Source organism: Paenibacillus sp. S-38 (genome assembly GCF_049942825.1).
Lineage (GTDB): Bacteria > Bacillota > Bacilli > Paenibacillales > NBRC-103111 > Paenibacillus_G.
In genome coordinates, this window is sequence record NZ_CP187970.1 from 4,369,876 (window position 1) to 4,391,601 (window position 21,726).

The window sequence follows — 21,726 nt, forward strand, 5'->3', positions numbered from 1 at the left end:
GGTCAGCGATCGGTTGCTTATCGGCTCACCCTAGTCTGCGGCAGCCTGACCAGATCGTCGACACGCACCGGCAGACCCGTACGGATTGCATGGTTGGCGGCGATGCCGACGAGAATCGAACGGGCACCGTCCTCATGATTCGCTGCCCGGTGGTAAGGATCATCGACAGGCTCGCCGAACAGATCCCGGAGCAGTGCCGGATCGCCTCCGCCATGACCGCCCTGCCCCTGCTCCACCTCTACTTCGTACGGCGCGCCGAACATGGGCCAGACTCGCAGCGATTTGTTCTTGAGCGCGCCTTCGAGCGCTTTGTCCCCGCCAGTATTCACGTAGGACTGCTCGATGATTTCCATCTCCAGCCGTCCCTTGCTCCCGTTGATCGCTATGCGGTACCCTTCCCACGGGCTGTAGGCGTGGAGGGCATACGTCAGAATGGCCCGGTTCCGGTAACGGACCAGCAACCCCATCGTATCCTCGATGGAGATGCCGTCGCTGAAGACGCTGAGATCTCGCTTGTACCCGTCTTCATTCTCTGCATCGAGATACATCGCTTTGAGGCGGCCGTTGCGGTCCAGATGCAATGCGAACGGATCGTCCGCGGCCGCCGGATGTCCCGTTGCCCGGTCGTAGAAGCGGGTCACGCCCCGCCGCTCGGCATTCTCCCGGCCGTAGAAGAGCAGGTCCCCGTAAGCAAACACGGTATCGGGAGCCGAACCGATCCAATAGCTGACGAGGTCGAAGTGGTGGGTCGACTTGTGTACGAGCAGCCCTCCGCTGTTCCGCTTGTCCCTGTGCCACCGGCGGAAATAGTCGGCCCCGTGCTTCGTGTTCAGGAGCCATTCGAAGTGAACCGAGAACACTTCGCCGATGGCTCCCTGCCCGATCAGCTCGCGGACCTTCGTATGGTGGGGCGCATACCGGTAGTTGAACGCGACCCGCAGTTTGCCGCCGGTGCGTTCTACGGCCTCGAGAATCTCGGCGCATTTGGCCTCATCCACGGTCATCGGCTTCTCGGTAATGACCTCGCAGCCTCTCTCCAGCGCACGAATGATGTACGTATGATGGGTGCGGTCCACGGAAGTGACGATCACCGTATCCGGCTTCTGTTCGAGGAGCATGCGGTCGAAGTCCTCGGCCTTGTAAGTGGCTGCCGCCGGACAGCCATATTTCTCCGTGAGCTGCCGGTTGGCATAGTCCATGCGGGTCTGATTGACATCGCAGAGCGCGAGCAGCTCTGAGGTGTCCCTGTAGTCGGAAGCGATCGCCGAGTAGAAGAATCGCGATCTTCCACCCGTTCCGACGATCGCGTACGTTTTTCTGCGTTTCATGCGGTTCCTCCTGTCGTGGGCATAACCTAACTGTAAGCTGTAGGCGTCCTATGGAGAAAAGGGCTGCTGTTCCCTATCTATAGGGCAATCGGCCTGGAATCATGACATGTTGGTTAAAAAGAAGGATGCGCCGCCGATAGTTCGGCAGCGCATCCCAAGTAGATGTGAGGCCCTCGATGGACGCAAATCTAAAGCGTTGGAACCGGCAGGAACCGGTGAGACTGAAGCTTCACCGGTTCCTGCCGTACTCTATCCTGTCTTTTCCGTGGTCTCCTGGCGCCCGGCTGCACGGAGCTTCGCCAGCTCTTCCTTCAGCGCGCGGACCCCGAACCTCGGGCTCGACAGCACCGGCAGGCCGGTCTCCGCCCGCAGCCGGTCTTCCATCCTCGCCATCGATCCCTGGGCGAGCACGAGCGCATCCACTGTTCCGGCCGCCGACAGGGCGGCTTCGAGGATGAGACGGTCGTGCTCTTCCGGCCGTCCGGCCGTCAGAGCCTGGTAAGCGCCCTGTGCCAGCGCATCCACCACCTGTACGCCCGTCCGCTGCTGCCGCTCCGCTTCGCGGAGCAGGAGCTGCCGGGTCGGCGCCAGCGTTGTGGGCAGCGTGGCCACTACCCCGATGCGGCTGTACTGTCCGGCGGCTGCGCGGGCCATGGCATCGTCGATCTTCACGATCGGCGTCCGGAACATTGGGCGCGCCCAGTCCGCCGTCTCGCCAACCGAGGAGCACGTATTGAAAATCAGATCCGCGCCCAGATCTTCGGCATTCCGGTAGTACTGCACGAGCCTGCGCGTAACTCCTTGCGTCACGCCGCCCGAACGGATCACTTCGCCGATCAGGCTGTCGTCGAGGATGCTGACGATCCGGCAGTCCCCGAGCTCTTCCTTGAACAGGGGCTGCAGGCGTTCAGCCAGCCCCTGTCCGGTATAGATAGCCGCAATAACGGTTTCCATACTACTTCCCTCCTTATCCTGCGGCGGGATGTCCTGCACCCCGCTGCCCTGTCACTTCTGCCGCCGCTCCCCCGAGCCTGCCATCTTCCCGAAGCCACGCCTCGGCATCCGGCAGGTCGAAGTGCCGGAGCATGCCCGGCAGGATGAAGCTGAGCGAGTCCGTCTCGTCATAGAACGGTTCCCGGATCCAGCCTGCGAGGCTGTCCATCCGGTTCACAGTCTGTACGCTCCGGATCCGCGGGTCCAGCAGCGCCGCCAGCAGGGCGTAGATCCCGTACCGGCCGCTTCCATAGAGACGGATGTCCGTCATGTCGACGTTGGATAAGCCTGCGGCAAGCTCGACGGCGCGGAGCACGTCATAGACCCGAAGTGCGGCCATGCTGTCGCCGAGCCACATCAGCTCGTCGGTGAACTTGTCCATGAGCCCGAAGCGCTTGAAGGGCTTCTCCTCCGGATGATTCAGGTGCGGCAGCAGCGCGCCGATGCCGGTCGGATTCAGCACCATGGCGATCCGTCCGGAAGCGCTCGTCTCTTCGATCCACTTCGCGTGCTCCTCGAGGCGGGCTGTGCCGCCGTCCCACACCGCGATCGTGACCGGCAGCCTGCGCTCCGCTGAAGCCGCTTCGAAGAACTGCAGCGCATGCCCGAGCAGGCCGGGCTGGCTCCACCAGACCGTGCGCAGCGCCCACATGGACCCGATCTCTCCCGCTCCCGATATGCGCGGGTTGAGATCGCAGGATGTGCGCCCGGTATGAACGCGCTCCCCCAGCCAGGCAAGCGCCTGCTGCTTGCGCACCGGGGCGGGCAGAGCCGCACGCTGCGCTTCCAGCCCGGCCAGCCGCTCCGCATTCTCGGCATGCACGTTCCGGGCGCCCGGCAGCTCGCCGATCACCTGCCCGCTGCGTGTGCAGAGCAGCGCTTCGGCCGGCAGAAGCTCAACGGACTCGGGAGGCTCCGCCGTGCGGCCGAGCAGGTGCTCGGCGAAGAAGCGGGCGGCCGCACGGGCGAGCGGCACCGTGAACTTGTGTACGTTCACGTCCTCGAAGAGGCCCAGCTTCTCGGAAGCCTCGTACATCTCATAGAACCGGCGGTTGACTGCCACCGTATGACGCGGACCTTCGATCGGCACCGAGTCATACGTGGTGGCGAGCACGAGCACCGGCCGGGGCGCCATGGCCAGCACGATGTCTTCGTGATCGAACCCGAGCGCGGAGAAGCCGGGCCACTTCTGCTCCGCATCCTGCGCTTTGCCCGTCAGAAGGAAGTACGGCCGGTTCATGATGAACCCGCCGGGTGCCGCAGCGGCGATCCGCCGGTCGTACATCATTAGCAGGGCGGTCTGGGTGCCACCGCCCGAGTGTCCAGTTACCCCGATCCGGGCCGGGTCCACTTCCGGACGGCCCGCCAGATAGTCGACCGCCCGGACGGCATCGTGAAGCATGTAGCGCGCGAAGCTGTCCCCGAGCGGCAGGCACTGCCGGCCGACGTTCTCGTGCTCCGTCACGCTTGTCATCGGGGCCTCACCAGCCTGCGGATCATAGAAGCCGAAGCGTTCGCCCTGACCAATCGGGTCCAGCGAGAGGACGACGAGCCCGGTGTGCACCAGATAGTGGCATACGCTCTGGTATTCGTCGCAGTGCTTCGCCTGTTCTCGGTGCCCGCAGAGCACCAGTACGGCTCCGCGGGGCGCCTCCCCAGAGGCATCTTCCGGCAGATACAGATTCGCCGTGGCGTACACCTGCGGACGTGGTTCGAAGATGACCTTTTCGACCCGGAATCCATTGCCGACTGCTGTGCCTGTCACCACCGGATTGAGCGGCGTATCCGATGCGGGCATGCCGCCCAGGCAGCGCTCGATTCCATCCCGGATCTCCTGCTGCCGGCGCTCCACACCGGCAGGGTCCGTAATGGCCGCCCGTGCCTGCTCTCCTTTCCTTGCCGCCTCCATGGCGGATTCGTAGATCCACCTCGGCAGCTGGCTTTTGACGTCAAAATGGGCGATCTGCCCCTTCTCCAGCTTGTCGTACAAGCCTCATCCCCCCTTGGTTTGCGCAGGCTCCGCCGCCGGGCCGAGCAGCTCGTTCAACCGGACGGGCCTGCCGTTCTTCACGGAGGTCCAGACCGCTTCGCCGGTCAATACGGACGCAGCCCCGGCCTCCGCGCCGGCCAGAATGTCATAGGAACGCAGCGGGTCCGGGCCGAGGAACAGATCCTCGAGCAGCAGCGGGTCTCCGCCGCCATGCCCTCCGGGACGGGGGACGACATGAATCGTTTCCTTCCCGCCGAACAGCGGATAATAGTCGATCGACTGCGGAGGGACGGTGAACGCCGCACGCCCGGAGACGGTCTCCGCGGTCTCGATTCTTCCCCTCGTCCCGTTAATCGCGAGCCGGTAGCCTTCATACGGCAGGGAGAAGTTGACCGAATAGCTGAGCAGCGCCCCCTGGTCGTACTTGACCACGGCCGTATACGTATCCTCAATATCGATGTCGCTGTCGAAGATACAGGCGTCGGCCCGGTAACCGGTGTAGCTGCTCGGCTTCACCTCCACGTTCCCCAAATGATCGTCCGGCGGCTGCGTCTCCTTGCTCCGCGAGGACCACCGCATAAAGTAGGTGCACTGCGTCTTCTCTTGGCAGGTCCCGCAGAACCGCCCGTCCTTTGGCGAGGGGTTGAGCTCTCCTTGGGAGCCGTAATAATGCAGCGCTCCGTATGAGAACGCTTCCACAGGCTGCTGTCCGATCCACCAGTTCACGAGGTCAAAATGATGGGTGCTCTTGTGGATGGACAGACCGCCCGAGCGGCTCCGATTGCGGTTCCACCGCTTGAAGTAGCTCGCCCCGTGGTACGTATCGAGATACCAGTTGAGATCGACCGAGGTCACCCGGCCGATCCGCCCTTCGAGGATGAGCTCCTTGATTCGGGTATGTATCGGAGCATACCGGTAGTTGAAGGCGACATGAAGCCTCCCCCGGCTCTCCCTCTGGGCCTCCAGCACCCGGCGGCAGTCTTCACCCGTTGTCACCATCGGCTTCTCCGAGATGACATCCAGGTTCAGCTCCAGTCCCTTGACGATGTAATCGGCATGGGTGTGGTCGGCCCCGGCGACGATGAGCACGTCCGGCTTCGTCTCGCGGATCATGTCCTCGAAGCGCTCCGGCGAATAGACCGGCAGTCCGGCGAGTGCCGGAAACTTGTTGAAGCAGTTCGTAAAGCGAGCCGGGTCCGCATCGAGCAGCCCCACGATCTCGCAGTGCGCCTGGTACGTGTCGAGCATCGCACGAATGAACATCCCGTTCGCCCTCGCACTGACGCCGCAGATCACATATCGTTTTTTGGCCACCTTGGACCCCTCCTGTCTCATAGCCAGTATACAAACGGACCGTGCGGCCATCAGCGGTGCATTCCATCCGGAATATAGGGGGATTGCGCCGTTAGACTCGTTAGACTGAGACATAGGGGAACCCCCGGTAAGCTGGTCACCGCTATGAAAAAAAGCCCCGCCGTATGTCGGCAGGGCCATCCGGTAAAGAACCGGATTAAGGGTAAAGAATAAAGCGTTTCTTTTTGAGACCGTGGGCGGAAGCAAGGTAGAGAGTAAACTCCTTGACGTTGTTCTTGGTCTTGTCGTCTCCGTTACGGATATACGTAACTTTGAAATTGGCGTCCAAGGAAATTTTATCCCGCTTGGCATTCGATGGATCGGTGTACGGTTCGATATACTTCACATTCCCAATGAATGCTCTCACGTCCAGCAAGGAATTGTATATTGGAATATCAAGGTCGATCTCTTGGCCGTATTGGTCGCGGATCTGGAAGTTTTCACGTTTAGGCCCTACAAGCTCCGAATCCCAGATCGTACGGCCGTTCAGATCTACTGTAGCGCCGTTTTTCTTCACTACATCGCTATCGTTCAGCTTCGACTCCTTGACATACAGGTCATCCGCGTTTACGACAACTTCTTTAGACACCGATTTGATCTCGCCGTCGTATGCTTCGAAGAATACGGTGATTTTGGCCTTGCCGCTGTCCAGTCCGATGATCCTGTTACTGTTGTTATGACCAATCACCTTGGTTGCATTGGAGGTGATCCCAAGGACCGGAATCCGACCACTATATTCTGTACCCAGCGCATTCTTGGCACGGACCTCCATTTCGGTTCCGAACGCTTTGTAGTAGTTCAGAATATAAGTCGCATCCGTCACGCTGCTGATCATATTCCGGTCATAGAGCGACCTTCCGGCAGCAAAGAGAGAATCCTCCATATCCAGTACATAATCGATGTAGGCCGTCTTAGGATTCACGACCTCAACCGTGGAGGTCATCGAACTCAGTGTACGGATGATCTTCTGGCTGCCATCCTCCACCTCAACCAGAGAAGCGGTCAGCTGGTAGCTTCCCTCTTTGGTCAGAGAAGCGTAATACTTGACCTGCCTACTCGTAAAGTTCTTGATCTCGGATAAGTGTGTCGCGTATACGTCAGAGAGTACCGTATTATTCAGCTTTGCTTCCTTGACTGCTCCAGGCTCGCCGCTCGTCCGCTCCAGCCGCAGCTCCACCTTGAAGTTCGACTGTTCCGGTTTGATTTCATCGCCATACTGATCAACGACCTTAAGAGTCGGTCCCCCTGAAGTATTAAAGAATAGCGAATAATGAAGGGGCTTCGGCTTTTTTTCTTCCGTATCTTCATCTTTCGGCTCGGTGCTGTTCATAAGCGCATTCGGTACCCTCTTCTCACGCACATCCAGCTTCAGCGTCTCGAATTTGTTCAGCTCCACCAGATGCACGATGACGGATGCAGGTCCTCTGCCCTTGATTTCTTTGATACGGATCTTGCCTTCATCACCGTCGCCAGATTTGGTATCAATCTTGAGGCTGCCTACGGTTCGCCCAGAGCTGTCGGTACGTACTGGTTCATTCGACTCCAGAACGAGCGGTCCGGTGGACGAGATTCGCAGCTGTCCCTCGAGCTCCGCATATACGATCTCATCCACAGTAAGGGTATAACCGGATGCATCCTTGACGCGCAGTTCAACGTGTTTGCTCACGTCACCATCGGCCAGCGTTTTGTCCCAAGCATAGAATTCGACCGAGGCAGGCGTCTTCGGTGCGGCTACCTTCAGGGTCTTGGTAACCTCCTGACCGCCGCCGGGACCGAAGAGGTGTACGGTCACTTCCTTGTCGGTCTTCAGCTTCGGATAGGCTACCAGCTGAAGCTCGGGATACCCGTCATTGTTTATATCCTGGAAGTTGTTCACGCTCTTGTCGTAATTGATGACATCGCCCGGATTCATGAAGACCACGATGCCCGTGCCGCTGTTGAGCACTCCAGGGTCGACCACGCGGTTGCCGTACTGATCCCAGGCCTGGAAGTCGAGGAAGGCCCGGAAACCGGTCTTGAAGATGGACTGGCCGTCGTTGAACTTCAGCTCCCCTGCCTCCAGCTTAGTGACACGGGGCTTGTCGCCGACCGTGAACGTCTTCTGCGCCGACTGGGCATTCTTGTGGTCCAGCAGAGAGACGAATACTTGGCTGCCAGGCTGCTCATCTGTCAGATCCACGACAAGATAGCGGCTTCCCGGTACCATGATCGGGGCACTGTTCTTGGCTCCGACAAGGATATTCACATTGCTTGCCTTCAAGGACGTCTCTTCCTTGTATTGGTTGATGGCTTTGTAGGGAACGATCGCCTTGGATTGAGGCAGTGTGTCTGAAGGCGCCGTGATCTCGATTTTCTCGATCCGCTCCTCCTCCGCCTCGAACTCGAACACCTTGACATTCATCTGTTCTTCGGGCAATCCCGTCAGTTCAACGATATAAGCGCCCTTCTCCAGCTTCTCATCCAGCTCCATCGTCGCTTCCGTCAGTTTCTCGTCGGTCCACTGAACGAAGGCCGGCAAAGGCTTGATCTCCTCGGCTTCTTCCGAATCGTCATCGTCGTCATCGTCTTCCTTGAGGCCTTTTCTGATGATCTTGAGCTCGGCAGTCGTGTCGACGGTGCGGTCCAGCTTGACGGATACGACATTCGACTTGATCGCCTTGACTTCAACGATCGAGACCTTGTCGGGCTGTTCCCCTTCCTCCTCGGCCTCTTCGCCGTCCTTGCCTTCCGCAGGCTGCGCGATCTCATAAGCGGCAAGCGCCAGCGTCTTCCGCGTGGCGGCTTCCGTGCCGCCGAAGGTGCCGTCCTCGAGCAGCGGGATCAGCTTCTTCTCCACGGCGAGAGCGGCATAGCCTGCAGCCCAATCGCTGACCGTGTCATCCTTCAGAGCAGCGGCTTCCTGGGCTTCCTTCTCCAGGTCCAGACCCCGGATCAGGAAGGCGGCCAGCTCCTGCCGTGTGACCTCACCGGACGGATTGTACCGCTTGCCATCCACGCCCGTACCGGTCGTCAGCCCAGCTTCCTTCAATGCTTCGATGTAAGGCAGCGCATACGAGTGAACGGGATCCTCCGCGAGCACATCGAGGAAGCTGGACTGGCGCAGCGTGGTGTCGACCTTGAGCTTGAAGACCAAGGCTGCGATCTTGGCGAACTGGGCGCGGTTCACCTTCTCGTCGGGACCGAAGGCCTCCTCGGAGATGCCGTCGAAGATCCCGTGGGCGACAAGAGCTTCGATATGTTTCTTCTCCTCGACCGGCAGTCCATCCAGATCCTTGAACGGAGAAGGGGAATCGTCCTCTGCGGCCTTTTCAGCTTCCGCTCCGTCCGGTTTCTCAGTCTCCTGACTGCCTGTCTCCTCCTGCGCCGTCTCTTCCCCTTCTTCAGGGGTGTCCTCCGGCTTCTGCTGTTCGTTCTCCCCCTTGTTCTGATCCTGAACCTGCTGCTGCGCAGCCTCCGCCTGCAGGACAGGCTGTGTGCCGGTCTCCGCTGCAGCAAGCGGGGTCAGCAAACATGAAAAGAGCAGCGTGAAGGAAACCAATGATGAGACCTCTTTGATCAAACCCTGCACCTCCTGATTAAGTTGTAGTTATGTATGCGCTTACTCCACTGTAGTCTATGGAGCCGGCAGGATCACGGGGGGGTTACATTCACTTTATAGGGGATTCCCGCTATCGTCCGCTTTCCGTGCCGGTGTATCCCAAAACCGTGTATAACGGGGCACAGTGGCGGGGCGGCTCAGCCTTTGCGCATGTAGATACGCATGCTCCGTTCCATGCATCCTTGCTTGCGCCTGCTTCAGCGGCGGCTGGTCTACTTCGCCTGCACGGCCCGTCTCTCCACAGCTGTACAGACACCGCGCTTAAAAGCTTGCTTTGTCGGCAGCAGCACGCTGCACGTTCCTCGCCGACTATCCCTGCACGGCCCGTCTCTCCCCGGCTGTGCAGCCACAGCCCGTAAGCCTGCTTGGTCAGCAGCAGCACGCTGCACGTTCCTCGCCGACTATCCCTGCACTCCCCGCCTCTCCCCGGCTGTCCAGCCGCTGCCTGTAAGCCTGCTTGGTCAGCAGCAGCACGCTGCACGTTCCTCGCCCCCTATCCCTGTCCCGCCTCGCCATGGCTGTCCGGCGTCCGTCTTCACGGCTACTTCGGCGGCAGCAGGACGATCCGCCCATCCTCCATCACGACCTGCACCTTGCCCGACTGCTTCACGCCGGTCGTCTCCAGGAAGCCGGCCGGGATCTGGACGCGGCCCGCCTGGTCGAGGATGGCATACTCCACGTGTGATTCCTCTTCTCCGGCGCCCTGCTCCTCTGGCGCCAGCCCCCCATCCGTGCCCTCTTCCGGCATACGTCGGCGCAGCATCTCCGATGACGTCTTCCCGTCGCGGATCGCCACCACACGGTCGACCTTCTTCGCGAGCTGCGGATCGTGCGTGACAATGACGACCGTCAAGCCGAGGGATCGGGACAGATGGCGGAACAAGTCCAGGATCGTGTTCGCCATCGCCGTATCGACGGAGCCGGTCGGCTCGTCGGCGAGCAGCAGCTTCGGCGAATTCGCGAGCGCGATGGCGATGGCTACACGCTGCTGCTCCCCGCCCGAGAGCTGGTTCAGCCGGTTGTTCACCCGGTGGCTGAGGCCTACCGCCTCCAGCAGCTCCCTGGCCCGTTCCCGCCGGCGCCGCCCCTGGAGCAGCATCGGCAGCTCGACATTCTGTAGAGCCGTCAGGTAGGGGATGAGGTTGCGGGCGTTATTCTGCCACACAAAGCCGACGGTTTCGCGCTTGTAGCGGATGAGGTCCTTCTCCGACATCGTGAGAAGGTCCCGCCCGTCCACCAGAAGGCGGCCGGCCGAGGGGCGGTCGAGTCCGCCCAGCATGTTGAGCAGCGTCGACTTGCCGCTGCCGCTGCTGCCGATGATCGCCATGAGCTCGCCGTCGGCCACCTGCAGATCCAGCCCCTGCAGGGCGACGACTTCGAGATCGGCGATCTTGTAGATTTTGACCAGGTTGTCGCATTGAATCATCTTAATCCTCTCCCAGCTTGACGGCTTGATGGATACGGATGCGCGAGACGATATAGGCCAGGATCGACAGGCCGAAGAGCATCATGAAACCGACGATGATATACAGCCTCGTCTCGTCCCGCGGGTCGAAGAGCACCTGGAACGGAGGCACCTGTGTCTTCGGATCGAAGGACATTTCGAACAGGGGCACGAAGAGCCTGCTCGTCAGGCTGCCGGTCCCCATGCCGATCGCGATGGCCGCCCCCGAGATCAGCACCTGCTCGGCCGCCAGCATGCCGATGAGCTGGGGCAGCGAGATGCCCATCGCCCGGAAGATGCCGTACTGCAGCGTACGGGCATGCAGGGACAGCACCCAGTACAGCAGAAAGCCGAAGAAGCAGATGCACACCGAGATCAGAAAACCGAGCGTCATCACGCCGTTGATCGCCAGCTGGAACGGCTCCTTGACCGCCTTGATCTGCTCCTGCTTCGCATCCCGGAGCTCTTCGATCTGGAAGCCCTGTTCTTTCACGGCGGCATAGACCGCCTGGCTCGGTGCGCCCGGCTTCAGCTTCAGCCATACCTCATACGGCTCGAGCGCCAGATTGTTCTGGATGTAGGATAAGTGGCCGACAATCAGCTTCGGCCTGGATGTTTTGGCACCGTCCGGACCGCCCGCTTTCTCCTCCACCGTGCCGCTTCCGGACCCGGAACCCGGATTCGGATTCCATGAGGGCCAGTAGTCGATAATCCCGTATACGGTAAAAGGTATGGCCTCCACTCCCTTCCATCCGATCGAGACTGTCTCGCCTGCCTTCACCCCATATTCCTCGGCAACCGTCCTCGAGATGAGTACGGCCGACGTCCGGGAGGCGATCAGATTGAGATAGTCGCGGATATGGTGGTCGAGCAGGCCGCTGCGCATCCACGCCGTTTCGCCGAAGGCTTTGGTATCGATGCCCATGAGCTGGACGCTGCCGGATGTCTTGCCCTTGATGAGATCGGCGCCGGGACGGACGAACACCTTCGCTGCGCTCTCCACCCCCGGAAGCTGGGTGAACGGCAGAAAAGACGGCTCCGTATACTGGGTTCTCCGCGGCGGCTCGGGGGGAGCGTCCTCCTCCGCAGCAGCCTGGGGCTTCACCGCCTCCTGCTCCTGTTCCTCCTGCAGCTCGCTGTACAGAATGACGGGAGGGGCGTCGTTCTCCCACCGGATCTTCATCGTGATATCGGCGCCGGCAGCATAGCGGATCTTATCCGCCGTATTGGCGTTGATCGTGCGGGTCGCGCTCGCGCCGTACAGCCCGGTGGCAATCGTCACGATGAGAAAGACCATGATGATCTGGTACTGCACGATCGAACGGCTGACCTGCAGCATCGCGGCGTACAGCGAGGGAGGCCACCAGCGGCGCCCGGCCCGGTATACCAGCATGATCAGCCATGGGTAGATCCGCAGCACGAGCAGGCCGGTTCCCAGAATGAAGAGCGCCGGAATGAGGAACAGCAGCGGATCCAACCTGAGATCGTCGGAAGAGAGTCCCAGCGAGAGCAGGTCCTGCATACGCGTACGGTAATTGTACAGCCCGTAGAGCGCCAGTCCGATCAGGATCACGTCAAGCCCGAAGCGGTGCCAGAACGAGCTCGTATCCTTCCGGGCCGACTGCTGCTTATGCTGGGTGATGCTCAGCCGGGTGGCGAGGAAGACCGGGATGAGCGTCATGACCAGGGACGCGCCGATCGCAGCCAGGGCATAGACATAGGCGTCTGCATTCAGGTTCACTTCGAGCTTCGCACGCTGCACGAATTCGAGGAAGCCGCTGGAGGCCCCCAGCATCTTCGTCAGCGCAACCCCGGCGTAGGGCCCGAGGAGAAGAGCGCACACTCCTAATACGAGTCCTTCCGCAGCATAGCTGAGAATGATCTGCAGGCGGCTCGCTCCCCGGCTGCGGAGGACGGCGATCTCGGTCTTCTGCCGGTCGGTGATCAGAGCGGCCACCATATACAGGTAAAAGGCCAGCATCAGCATCACCGGTACGTTAAGCGACCACAGCATGGTCCGCAGGCTCTTCTCCTTGGCATAGTAAGCGGCCAGCGTCTGCATAGCCGGCGCATTCTTGTTATGTGTCTCGTAACGGGCATCCATATGCTCCTGAATGGTGCGGTCCGCCCGCTCAAAGTCGGAGGCCGAGGCGAGCGTCATCCGGGAATAGTCCAGGGCTGCGTACCAGTAGCCCGCCTGGACGTTCAGCTTGCCCCCTGCTGTAAAATCCCTCTCGAACAGATCGAAATCGATCAGAAAGCTGTTCTTGTAGCTGCTCGGGATATTGTACCAGTACAGGTCCCCGTAATCGCTGCGGTCGAAGATTCCGACCGGCTTCACATACACCGGCTCGCTGCCGGGCTGGAGCCGCAGCGCGAACACGCCGTCCAGTACCATGGACAGCTCCGTCAGGGCCTCGTTCACTATGAGCGCCTCATAGACACCGTCCACCGGTTCCTTCGCCGGCATCCGTCCGTCGACGAGACGGATATGCTCTTCCATCCCGTCCAGCGCGGTGAGGTCAGCCGACCGCTGCTTGTTCGGGTCCGCCTTGTTCGACTGGGCGGGGAGCAGGCCGTAGCGCTGGGTCGACCTCTCGCGCACATACGCCTGCAGGGGGAGGCCGAAGCGCTCGCCCGCTTCCTGCATCAGCGCGTCGGTCTCCGGCAGGCTGATCTTCTTTTTCTCCGCGTCTTCCCCGAGCTGTGCGGACAGCCAATAGATTCCCGGGTACTGGCTGCCCTCCAGCTGCAGCTGCCGCAGCTCCTGGATGAGCAGGCGCTGCAGGATCGCGTTCGTGTAGACCGGCATGCTGCTCGCCAGCGCCACGGACAGCACCAGACCGAGCAGCAGGCTGGTCTCGAGCCACTTGTTGTTCATCATCTTGCGCAGGATCATCAAAAAGAGTGCCATCGTCCCAGCCTCCTAGTTGTCCAGAATGATCCGCTGGCCCTCATTGACGCCCTTGCGAATCTCCACCTCGGTTGCGGATACGATGCCCTTCTCCACATCGACCTCCTTGCGGCTCTCTCCTTCGAGCACCTGCACGTAATCTCTTCCCATATAGCTGCGCAGCCCAGCTCTCGGAATGACGAGCACCCCGGGCCGCTGCTCCGTCACGATCGTAATGTCCGCATGGGAGCCGATCGCCGTATCGGCCGGCAGCTCCTCGACGCGGAGAACCACCGACTTCGCGTTGATCTCATCGGCCGTCTTGTTCCCGGTCGGCGGAGCGCTCATCGGGGTCTGAACGACTTTACCCGGATAAGTCTTGTCCTTGATCTTCACGCTCGCTTCCATTCCAATCTGCACCCCCGCCAGATCGTTCGGGCCCGCCGCCGTATAGACCAGCTTCATCTGCTTCGGGTCAGAGATCGTCACAATATCCTCGTAAGCGGTTACTTCATCGCCCGGCTTGATCGGATCGAGATACGAGACGATGCCTTCCACTTCGGCCACCAGCCTGGACCGCTTGAGCTGGCTCTGCAGAGACTTCATCTGAATCCGAGCGCTTTCGAGATCGAGCGCCTTGATCCGGAGGGCGGGATCGTCCGCCGGCTTCGTCTGCAGCTCCTGCTTCAGTCCGATCTCGATCTTCTCGATGGCGATCTCCTGCAGCCGGATTTTGTCGTCCAGGTCGCTGGTTTCCGTTTCTGCAATGACATCCCCGGCCTTCACCTTGTCACCCAGCTTCACATGCAGCGCGATAAGACGGGCACCGGATTCGGTAAAATGCAGATAATCCATCCGCTCGGAGACGAACGTAGCGTCACCGTTGATGCTCTTGGCGATATCGGAGCGCTGCACTTCGTAGATTGTCAGCGTCTCCTTGACCGGCTCAACGAGGGGCGGCTGCAGCTCCTGCTCCTCGACCGGCAGCAGCGAACAGCCGGCGAGCAGGAATACCAGAACCCAGATGCCTGCGGCGCGGAGCATCTTCCTATTCTTTTTCGTAGGCAATACGACCATCCTCCAGTGTGTAGATCTGATCTGCTGTGTTCATGATCGCAGGGTCGTGCGTGGTCAGGATTACGGTCATTCCTTCATCCCTTACGAGGCTCCGGAAGGCGTGCATGACCTGCATCCCCATCTTGCTGTCAAGCTCGGCCGTCGGCTCGTCCGCCAGGATCAGAGCCGGCTTGTGGGCGATGGCTCTTGCGATGGCCACCCGCTGCTGCTCGCCCCCCGACATTTCGTAGGGTCTGTGCTTCATCCGTGCCTTGAGACCGACGAGCTCCAGCGCATACTCCCCGTATTCCTTATATAGAGCCGGCTTCACACCGGCAATGCGCAGCCCGAATTCCACGTTCTCGTAGGCGGTCATCAGCGGAACCAGACCGAAGGACTGAAAGATCAGCCCCATCTGCTTACGCCTCAGCTCGCTCCGTTTTTTCTCGGGAAACCGGGCCAGATCCTCCCCGGCGAACAGCACCGTGCCTTCCGTCGGCCGGTCCAGCATCCCCAGGATGTTGATCAGCGTAGTCTTGCCCGATCCCGACCTTCCCCGCAGCGCGATCAGCCGTCTGGCCGGAATCGTCAAGTCTGCGCCCCGCAGTGCGCTGACGGAAGCGCTTCCTTTTCCGAACACCCGGGTGATGCCCACCGCCTTCACAAGCGGCTCTGCCGCCGGTACAGATTGGTCCATCCTCATCCCCCACCTTCCTCTTCCATTCGATACCGTCCGCTAGATTAACCATACAATGAAAAACGTGACCCTTTTTAGGGGGTTCTGTGCGATTTTATAGGGTCATTGGGGCATGGCCATGGGGGAACATCCGGAAAGGGCTGCACCCCCTGCAAGAAAAACGCCTGTCGGCGTTCTCTAAAAATCTCCGCGTGTCAGTCCATACGTGGGTTTACGACGGCACGTAAACTTCCCCCCATCCCCTGTCTCATCTACTCTGTGTTCGACTCCGGAAAATAATACATTCTATGAATGTTAAGTGCGATGCACGATATAAGAGTACGCCTGCCGGAAGGCGGGTTCCAGCTGCAGCCCTGCCGCTTCAGGCGAAGCTGGACGGCTGTTTGGCCTAAAGGCGGCCGAGACACGCGCAGGTCGGCCGGAAAGTAGGCGGTTCGGCCGTCGCCGCCGGTGACTAGTCGTTTCGACAAGGTGCCCCAACGCTCGTTTCTGAAATTGCGGAAGTGAGGTATCTTATTGCGGTATTTCCCGACATTTCCCGTAGAATAACGGAACTCAAATGCTTTATTCGCGGATATGAGCCTGGAAACCGACCCCATCCCAATAATAGCGCATCTGAGTTCCTTTATATCTAGTGAGAACCGTCAAAAAGTGGAAATAGCGCACTGTACTTCCGCTATTTTCGCAGATGGCTCGCGCGCAAGCAGAATCGCGCCCCACCCGTAGTTTATAGGAAGGTTTTCTTGCGAAGAAGAATGCTTCAGCTTCTCAGAAAACTTATACTTCCTTATCTCTTCAAAAAAAGGCAGCGGTACCGGGGAAGGATCATCTCCCTGGTCAACCGCTGCCTTATTCATTGCTATCCTTACCGCCCGCTAGGTTCTTGTGGTCAGTAGGATTTTATTTGTTCTGAAGCGCCCACAGGAAGGAGGCTTCAAGAATCTTCCACGCGTCGTTCGTCGTTTTGCCGGACATGCCGGCAGCCATATAGAAGAACACGGTGCGGGCCGGTACCGTATCGCCTTTGATATTCTTGCTGCCCTTCTCATACGCGTATACAGCCGCTTTCTTCTCATCGCCGGCAACCGTTGCGATAACCGTCGCACTCTTGCCCGGTACGCCATAATCGATCCGGCCGTCTTCGGTGTACACGTCGATGGATCCGGTTACGCCTGCTGCGATTGGGTGGGCTGCATCCTTGATCGTAATTTTCTTAACCTTCTCCACGCTGCTGTTCTCCGAAGTGGAGGACATGCCAAGATCGCCCATGGAGATGGCTTTATTGTAGATGACGGGAATTTCCAGCGTTTTCATGCTCTCCAGGTTTTCCTTAACATACTTGGAGTTCGTCGTTTCGCTGATAAAGATGAGATCGAAGCCCTTGATTCGCTCCGGGGACAGACGGCGGTCGATCAGGTAGCTGACCACGAAGCCCTGCGCCTTCAGCCGGTCGCCGATGATGACATCCTCTGCGGCTTTCTCCCGTCCTACGATAAGCAGCTTCTTGCCTTTTGGAGAGACCACGCCGGCCGGTTCATCGTCTTTGGCCGTATTGTCATCTCCACCCGCAGCAGGCTCCTCTTTGCCCGGTGTACCCGTTGCCGGTGCAGGTGTTTCCGGTGTCGTCTTGCCGCCGGCAAGCAGGTTCTTCGCCTCATAGCTCGCCAGGGCCAGCATGCGGCGGGTTGCAGGCGACGTTCCGTCGAAGCTGGCGCCCTCGGCGGTCATCAGCTTCTTCTCCAGCGCGAGCGCGACATACGGCTTCGCCCAGTCGGCCACCGTAGCGTCCGCCACAGGCGCCGCACTGCTAGCAGCCTCTTCAAGGCCAAGACCGCGGATCAGGAACGCGGACAGCTCTTGTCTGGATACGGGACCGGCCGGATTATAGAGGACGCCTTCGGCATCATAGCCGTTCGTCAGGCCGGCCTTCTTCAGCGCCTCAATGTAAGGAAGCGCATACGCATTGGCCGGGTCGTCCGCAGATACATCCTTGAAGGACGAAGCAGTCAGCGTCCCGTCCACCGGCAGCTTGAAGATAATGGACGCCACCTTGGCGAACTGGGCGCGGTTCATCTGTACATCAAGACCGAACGTGTCCTCCGAGAGGCCGTTGAATACGCCTTCAGAGAGGAGCGAGTTAAATTTGTCTTTTTGATCCTTCGGCAGGCCGGCGAGATCCTTGAAATCATCGGCCGTCTTGGCTGCCGCAATCCGAACCTCTCCCGGCGAGGCGGCTGAGACCGCGAACGGCAGGAGTGTCATCCATACGAGCGCTAGGGACAAGAATGTCATCAGGGTTTTCTTCATTGAGTTCACCTTCCTGGACTGGATTTGGAGGCTATTTAGAAGCTGCTTTCATCTCCTGGATGGCCTTTGTGGACTGTTCCTCGATCATGCGCACCGCAGTGACGGAATCCTTCGATTCCTTGAAGATCAGCGGAGCGAATACGTTATGCAGCGGAACATCATACCACAGCAGGCCCTCGGCCCGCGCAGCCGGCGGCATCGCATTGCGGCTCGCGAAGACGGCGCCCGTATTGCGGCCCCGCATCTGCGGCAGGTTCTGCCCGAAGGCTTCCTGCACCGTGCGGCTCTGCAGCGGACCGATCACGCCCTCCCGGGACAGCTCGGTCTGATGCTCCTCGGACAGCAGAGAGGCCATGACCTGGAACGCCAGATCTTTTTTGGCCGACTGCTTGGTAATGAACATCGAATACAGATTCGGCTGGTAAGACGTGTTCGGCGCATCAGCGAACGACGGGACGGAGACGATGTCGAAGTTCAGGTTCTTGTTCTGCTCATGAAAGGTCGCGATCCGGTCCACGGTAGCTACAGCCATCGCAATGTTGCCTTCGGGGAATTTCTCCACCGTATCGAACTGGTTGGCGGGAATCTCATAGAACCGCCTCAGGTTGTCGACGGCTTTGGTCCATCCCGGATCCCGCATGTTCGCCTTGTCCTCCGCCTGGCTGAGGGGCGAGAGCGAGAGCTGGTTGTAATTCAGATAATGGCCCGGATTCTGCGAATAGCCCTTGTATGTGATTTCGCCTTCCACCCGTGTCAGCTTCTTGGCCAGCTCATAGAATTCGTCGTAGGTCATCCCGTTCTTCGGATAGTCGACCCCGAACTTGTCGAAGATATCCTTGTTGTAGAAGAGGACGAAATCGCTGTTCGTAAAAGGAAGCCCGTACAGCTGTCCCTCCGGTGAGATGCTTCGCAGCTGGGCCATATAGGCCGGATTCAGGGTGCCCGTATCAAAGTTGTACTTCTTGACGAGCGGGCTGATATCGTATTGCAGGTCGTTCGCGATCAGATACCGGTAGGCATTCATCCGCGTGTTATCCATGATGATGTCAGGAATCGTGCCGGCCGCAATCAGATCCTTGTACTGCCTGCCGGGATTGTCCCAGTGTACGTGCTTGATCTTGATATCGGGGAACTTCTTACGGATCCAGGACCCGATCTGCTTCTCGAAGATATCTTCTTTGGCATAAAAGGCCGGCCAGACGGTGTAGATGAACAGCTCGTTCTCCGTCGTAGCCTGCTGCCCTGTGCCCGAATCTTTGGTCTTCGCTGCGTCCGGCTGAGTTCCCGCAGGAACGTCCGTGCAGCCGCACAGCAGAGCAAGCGCGATGGCTGCCGAACAGCCGGCCCCCGTCAGCTTGGGCATGATCTTCCCTCCTCCCTGTTGTCCCCGGAGGTGCGGTGAACCTTGTCCTCCGGGGCAGCAGCTGACTGCATCACGGTTATCCGTTCTGCAGCGTCCAAAGCACCAGGTTATCAAGCAGCTTCCAGCTGGCGTCCGTCGAATTCTCGTGCATGCCGTTGCTCCAGTAGTAGAAGGAGACTCTCGCTTTGGTCGTATATCCGTTGTCGGCCTTCGTGCCCTTATCGTAGTAATAGAGGGCGGCCTTCTTCTTGTCTCCCGGAACCGTCGCGATGATCTTCGCTTCCTTGCCCGGCACCCCGTAGCTCACGCCGAATTTGTCTCCGGCTTCCTTGAACACGTCGATCGTACCGGACAGGCCTGCGGCTACCTTATGCTTGCTGTCGACGATCTCGATGGATTTCGAGTTCATCACCGTGGTGTTCTCTTCCACGGAAGAGAGCCCGAGGTAAAACATGCCGTGGTTCTTCACATACACGGTCGGAATGGCGACCTCTTTCATGAAGCCGTCTTTGAGATACTTCGAGTTCGTGGTCTGGCTGACGTAGATGAGGTCGTACCCCTTCACCTCGTCAACCGTCACATCGCGGTCCTCAATGTTCGTTACGACAAAGCCGAGATTCTTGAGCCGCTGGGCTACCGCCACGTCCTCCGCCGGATTGCGTTCCCGGCCGACGAAGAGCACCTTCTTGCCCTTGGCCGAAATCTCAGGGGCCTGGGCTGGGGCTGGGGCCGCTGCGGGCGCTGCAGGCGCTTCCGCTTTCGGCGTCTCGGCCGGCTTCGCTGCAGGCTGCGGCGTCGGCTTGTTCTCGGCCTTCGGCGCTTCCGCCGGCTTCGCTGCAGGCGTGCTCTCCGCCTTCGGCGTCTCGGCCGGCTTGGTCTCGGTCTTCGGCGCCTCGGCCGGCTTCGCTTCCGGCTGGCCCTCCGCCTTCGGCGTCTCCGCCGGCTTCGCTTCCGGCTGGGCCGCCGTCCCCGCATCGCTGCTTGGAGTCTCCGGCTTGGCGGCGTCCGCCGCAGGCGTGGAGGCGCTGCTTTCCGCCGGCGTCTTCACCGCTTCAGCGGCCGGCTGGGCTGTCTCGGCCGGCTTTGTGCTGCCGCCATCCGAGCAGGCGGCCAGGGTTAGGGCTAAGATCACGGCGGTCAGCCAGGCAAACACTCGCTTCACGCAATTCAGCTCCTTTTCCATTACCTTTTCTTATTCGCCGCCTTTTATTTCGCGGCTTTTTCCGTCTGGATGCCCTTCGTCGTCTGCTCCTCGATCATCCGCAGGGCGGTAGCCGAATCCTTCGATTCGCCGAAGATCAGCGGGGAGAATACGTTGTGCACTGGTACATCGACATAGGTAAGTCCGTTCGCGCGGGCCGCCGGCGGCATGGCATTCTTGCTGGCGAAGATCGCTTTCGTATTCTTGCCCTGCATTTGAGGCAGGTTTTTGCCGAAGGCGTCCTGCACCGCCTTGCTTTCCAGCGGACCGATGATGCCTTCCTTCGACAATTCGATCTGCATCTCTTCGGACAGCAGATAGGAGATCACCTGGAACGCCTGATCCTTCTTCGTCGACTGCTTGGTGATGTAGGCCGAGTACATATTCGGCTGCGCTTTCGTCTGAGGCGCATCCGGGAATGACGGCATGGAGGCAATATCGAAATTCAAGTTCTTGTTCTGTTCATGCCACTGGATGATCTTCTCGGATACGTGAACGCTCATCGCCATCTTGCCCTTCGGGAAGTCATCGACCGATGTGAACTGGTTCGCCGGAATTTCGTAGAAGCGACGCAGGTTATCGACGACCTTCTTCCAGCTGTCCGTGCTGAGCTCCGCCTTATCTTCCGTCAGGCTGAGCGGCGACAGTGACAGCTGGTTGTAGTTCATATAGAGTCCCGGATGCTGCTGGTACCCTTTGTATGTGTTCTCTCCTTCTACGCGGGTCAGCTTCTTGGCAAGCTCATAGATCTCGTCGTAGGTCATCCCGTCCTTCGGATAGTCGACGCCGAATTTATCGAAGATGTCCTTGTTATAGAAGAGGACAAAATCGCTGAGCTGGAACGGCAGACCGTAGATATGTCCTTCCGGTGTCACATTCTTCATCTGTGCGAAGGCGGCCTGGTTCAATTTGCTCGTATCGAAGTTGTATTTCTTGATGAGCTCCGACATGTCGTACTGCAGGTCATTCTTCATAATGTAGCGCTGCAGGTTCATCCGGGCATTGTCGATGATGATGTCGGGAATCGTACCGGCGGCGATCAGGTCCTTATACTGCCGGCCCGGATTGTCCCAGTGCACATGCTTGAACGTAAAATTCGGGAACTTTTTCTTGAGGTGCTGGCCGATCTGCTTCTCAAAGTTCTCTTCCTTGGCGTAGAAAGCAGGATACACGGTGTAGATGAAAATTTCATTATCCGGCGCTTTCTCGCCCTTGCTGGCCTCCGGGGCCTTCTCGCTGGCCACAGGCGCATCGGTGCACCCTGCTGCGACGGACATCGTCAAGGCCAGCGCCGATGCGGCGGCAATCCACTTTTTCTTGTTCATGCCTGAACGGAACCTCCCTTTTTTGCGTTTCAGTGCCATGACTGGCCGAAGCCCATGACCGTAATATGTTACCGCTTACTTGTTCTACTTTAGTATGAAAAGAAGGACGGGACATTAGGGGGGCGGTTCGACTTTATAGGTTATTCGGCGCATCCTGGCCCCCCTCGCTTCAAGGCTG

13 protein-coding genes are annotated in these 21,726 nt (G+C 59.5%); all 13 read right to left on the minus strand.

Annotation, left to right across the window (positions count from 1 at the left end):
- Positions 1–17 precede the first annotated feature (17 nt).
- The 13 genes from ACP26L_RS19595 to ACP26L_RS19655 all read right to left on the minus strand — a co-directional run bounded on the left by ACP26L_RS19595 (position 18) and on the right by ACP26L_RS19655 (position 21,548).
- Positions 18–1,328 carry a Gfo/Idh/MocA family protein gene (locus ACP26L_RS19595; protein WP_426445601.1) on the minus strand — a complete coding sequence of 437 codons (1,311 nt, stop codon included), beginning with the start codon at positions 1,326–1,328 and terminating at the stop codon, positions 18–20.
- A gap of 249 nt (positions 1,329–1,577) precedes the next feature.
- Positions 1,578–2,282 carry an aspartate/glutamate racemase family protein gene (locus ACP26L_RS19600; protein ID WP_426445603.1) on the minus strand — a complete coding sequence of 235 codons (705 nt, stop codon included), beginning with the start codon at positions 2,280–2,282 and terminating at the stop codon, positions 1,578–1,580.
- Positions 2,283–2,295: 13 nt separating this feature from the next.
- Positions 2,296–4,311, minus strand: coding sequence for an alpha/beta hydrolase family protein (locus tag ACP26L_RS19605; protein ID WP_426445604.1), 2,016 nt, complete (start codon positions 4,309–4,311; stop codon positions 2,296–2,298).
- Between the two features lie 3 nt (positions 4,312–4,314).
- Complete coding sequence (locus ACP26L_RS19610; RefSeq protein WP_426445606.1) at positions 4,315–5,625, minus strand: Gfo/Idh/MocA family protein; 1,311 nt, start codon at positions 5,623–5,625, stop codon at positions 4,315–4,317.
- Between the two features lie 196 nt (positions 5,626–5,821).
- Positions 5,822–9,223, minus strand: coding sequence for an S-layer homology domain-containing protein (locus ACP26L_RS19615; protein WP_426445608.1), 3,402 nt, complete (start codon positions 9,221–9,223; stop codon positions 5,822–5,824).
- 580 nt (positions 9,224–9,803) lie between these two features.
- The gene (locus ACP26L_RS19620) at positions 9,804–10,688 is read right to left on the minus strand and encodes an ABC transporter ATP-binding protein (RefSeq protein WP_426445610.1); all 885 of its coding nucleotides are present in this window, start codon (positions 10,686–10,688) and stop codon (positions 9,804–9,806) included.
- 1 nt (position 10,689) lies between these two features.
- Positions 10,690–13,620, minus strand: coding sequence for an ABC transporter permease (locus ACP26L_RS19625; protein ID WP_426445612.1), 2,931 nt, complete (start codon positions 13,618–13,620; stop codon positions 10,690–10,692).
- A gap of 12 nt (positions 13,621–13,632) precedes the next feature.
- A complete protein-coding gene (locus tag ACP26L_RS19630) occupies positions 13,633–14,667 on the minus strand; it encodes an efflux RND transporter periplasmic adaptor subunit (protein ID WP_426445614.1) in 1,035 nt (344 codons plus the stop codon).
- Positions 14,648–15,358: an ABC transporter ATP-binding protein gene (locus ACP26L_RS19635; RefSeq protein WP_426445616.1), complete on the minus strand. Its 711-nt coding sequence runs from the start codon at positions 15,356–15,358 to the stop codon at positions 14,648–14,650. Before ACP26L_RS19635 ends, ACP26L_RS19630 begins: the two co-directional genes overlap by 20 nt.
- Positions 15,359–16,252: 894 nt before the next feature.
- Positions 16,253–17,659 carry an S-layer homology domain-containing protein gene (locus ACP26L_RS19640; protein ID WP_426445618.1) on the minus strand — a complete coding sequence of 469 codons (1,407 nt, stop codon included), beginning with the start codon at positions 17,657–17,659 and terminating at the stop codon, positions 16,253–16,255.
- 31 nt (positions 17,660–17,690) lie between these two features.
- Complete coding sequence (locus ACP26L_RS19645; protein WP_426445619.1) at positions 17,691–19,022, minus strand: ABC transporter substrate-binding protein; 1,332 nt, start codon at positions 19,020–19,022, stop codon at positions 17,691–17,693.
- A gap of 76 nt (positions 19,023–19,098) precedes the next feature.
- Positions 19,099–20,184, minus strand: a complete 1,086-nt coding sequence (locus ACP26L_RS19650) for a hypothetical protein (protein WP_426445621.1) — start codon at positions 20,182–20,184, stop codon at positions 19,099–19,101.
- A gap of 44 nt (positions 20,185–20,228) precedes the next feature.
- On the minus strand, positions 20,229–21,548 hold the full coding sequence (locus ACP26L_RS19655; RefSeq protein WP_426445623.1) for an ABC transporter substrate-binding protein: 1,320 nt from the start codon (positions 21,546–21,548) through the stop codon (positions 20,229–20,231).
- Between the last annotated feature and the right edge of the window lie 178 nt (positions 21,549–21,726).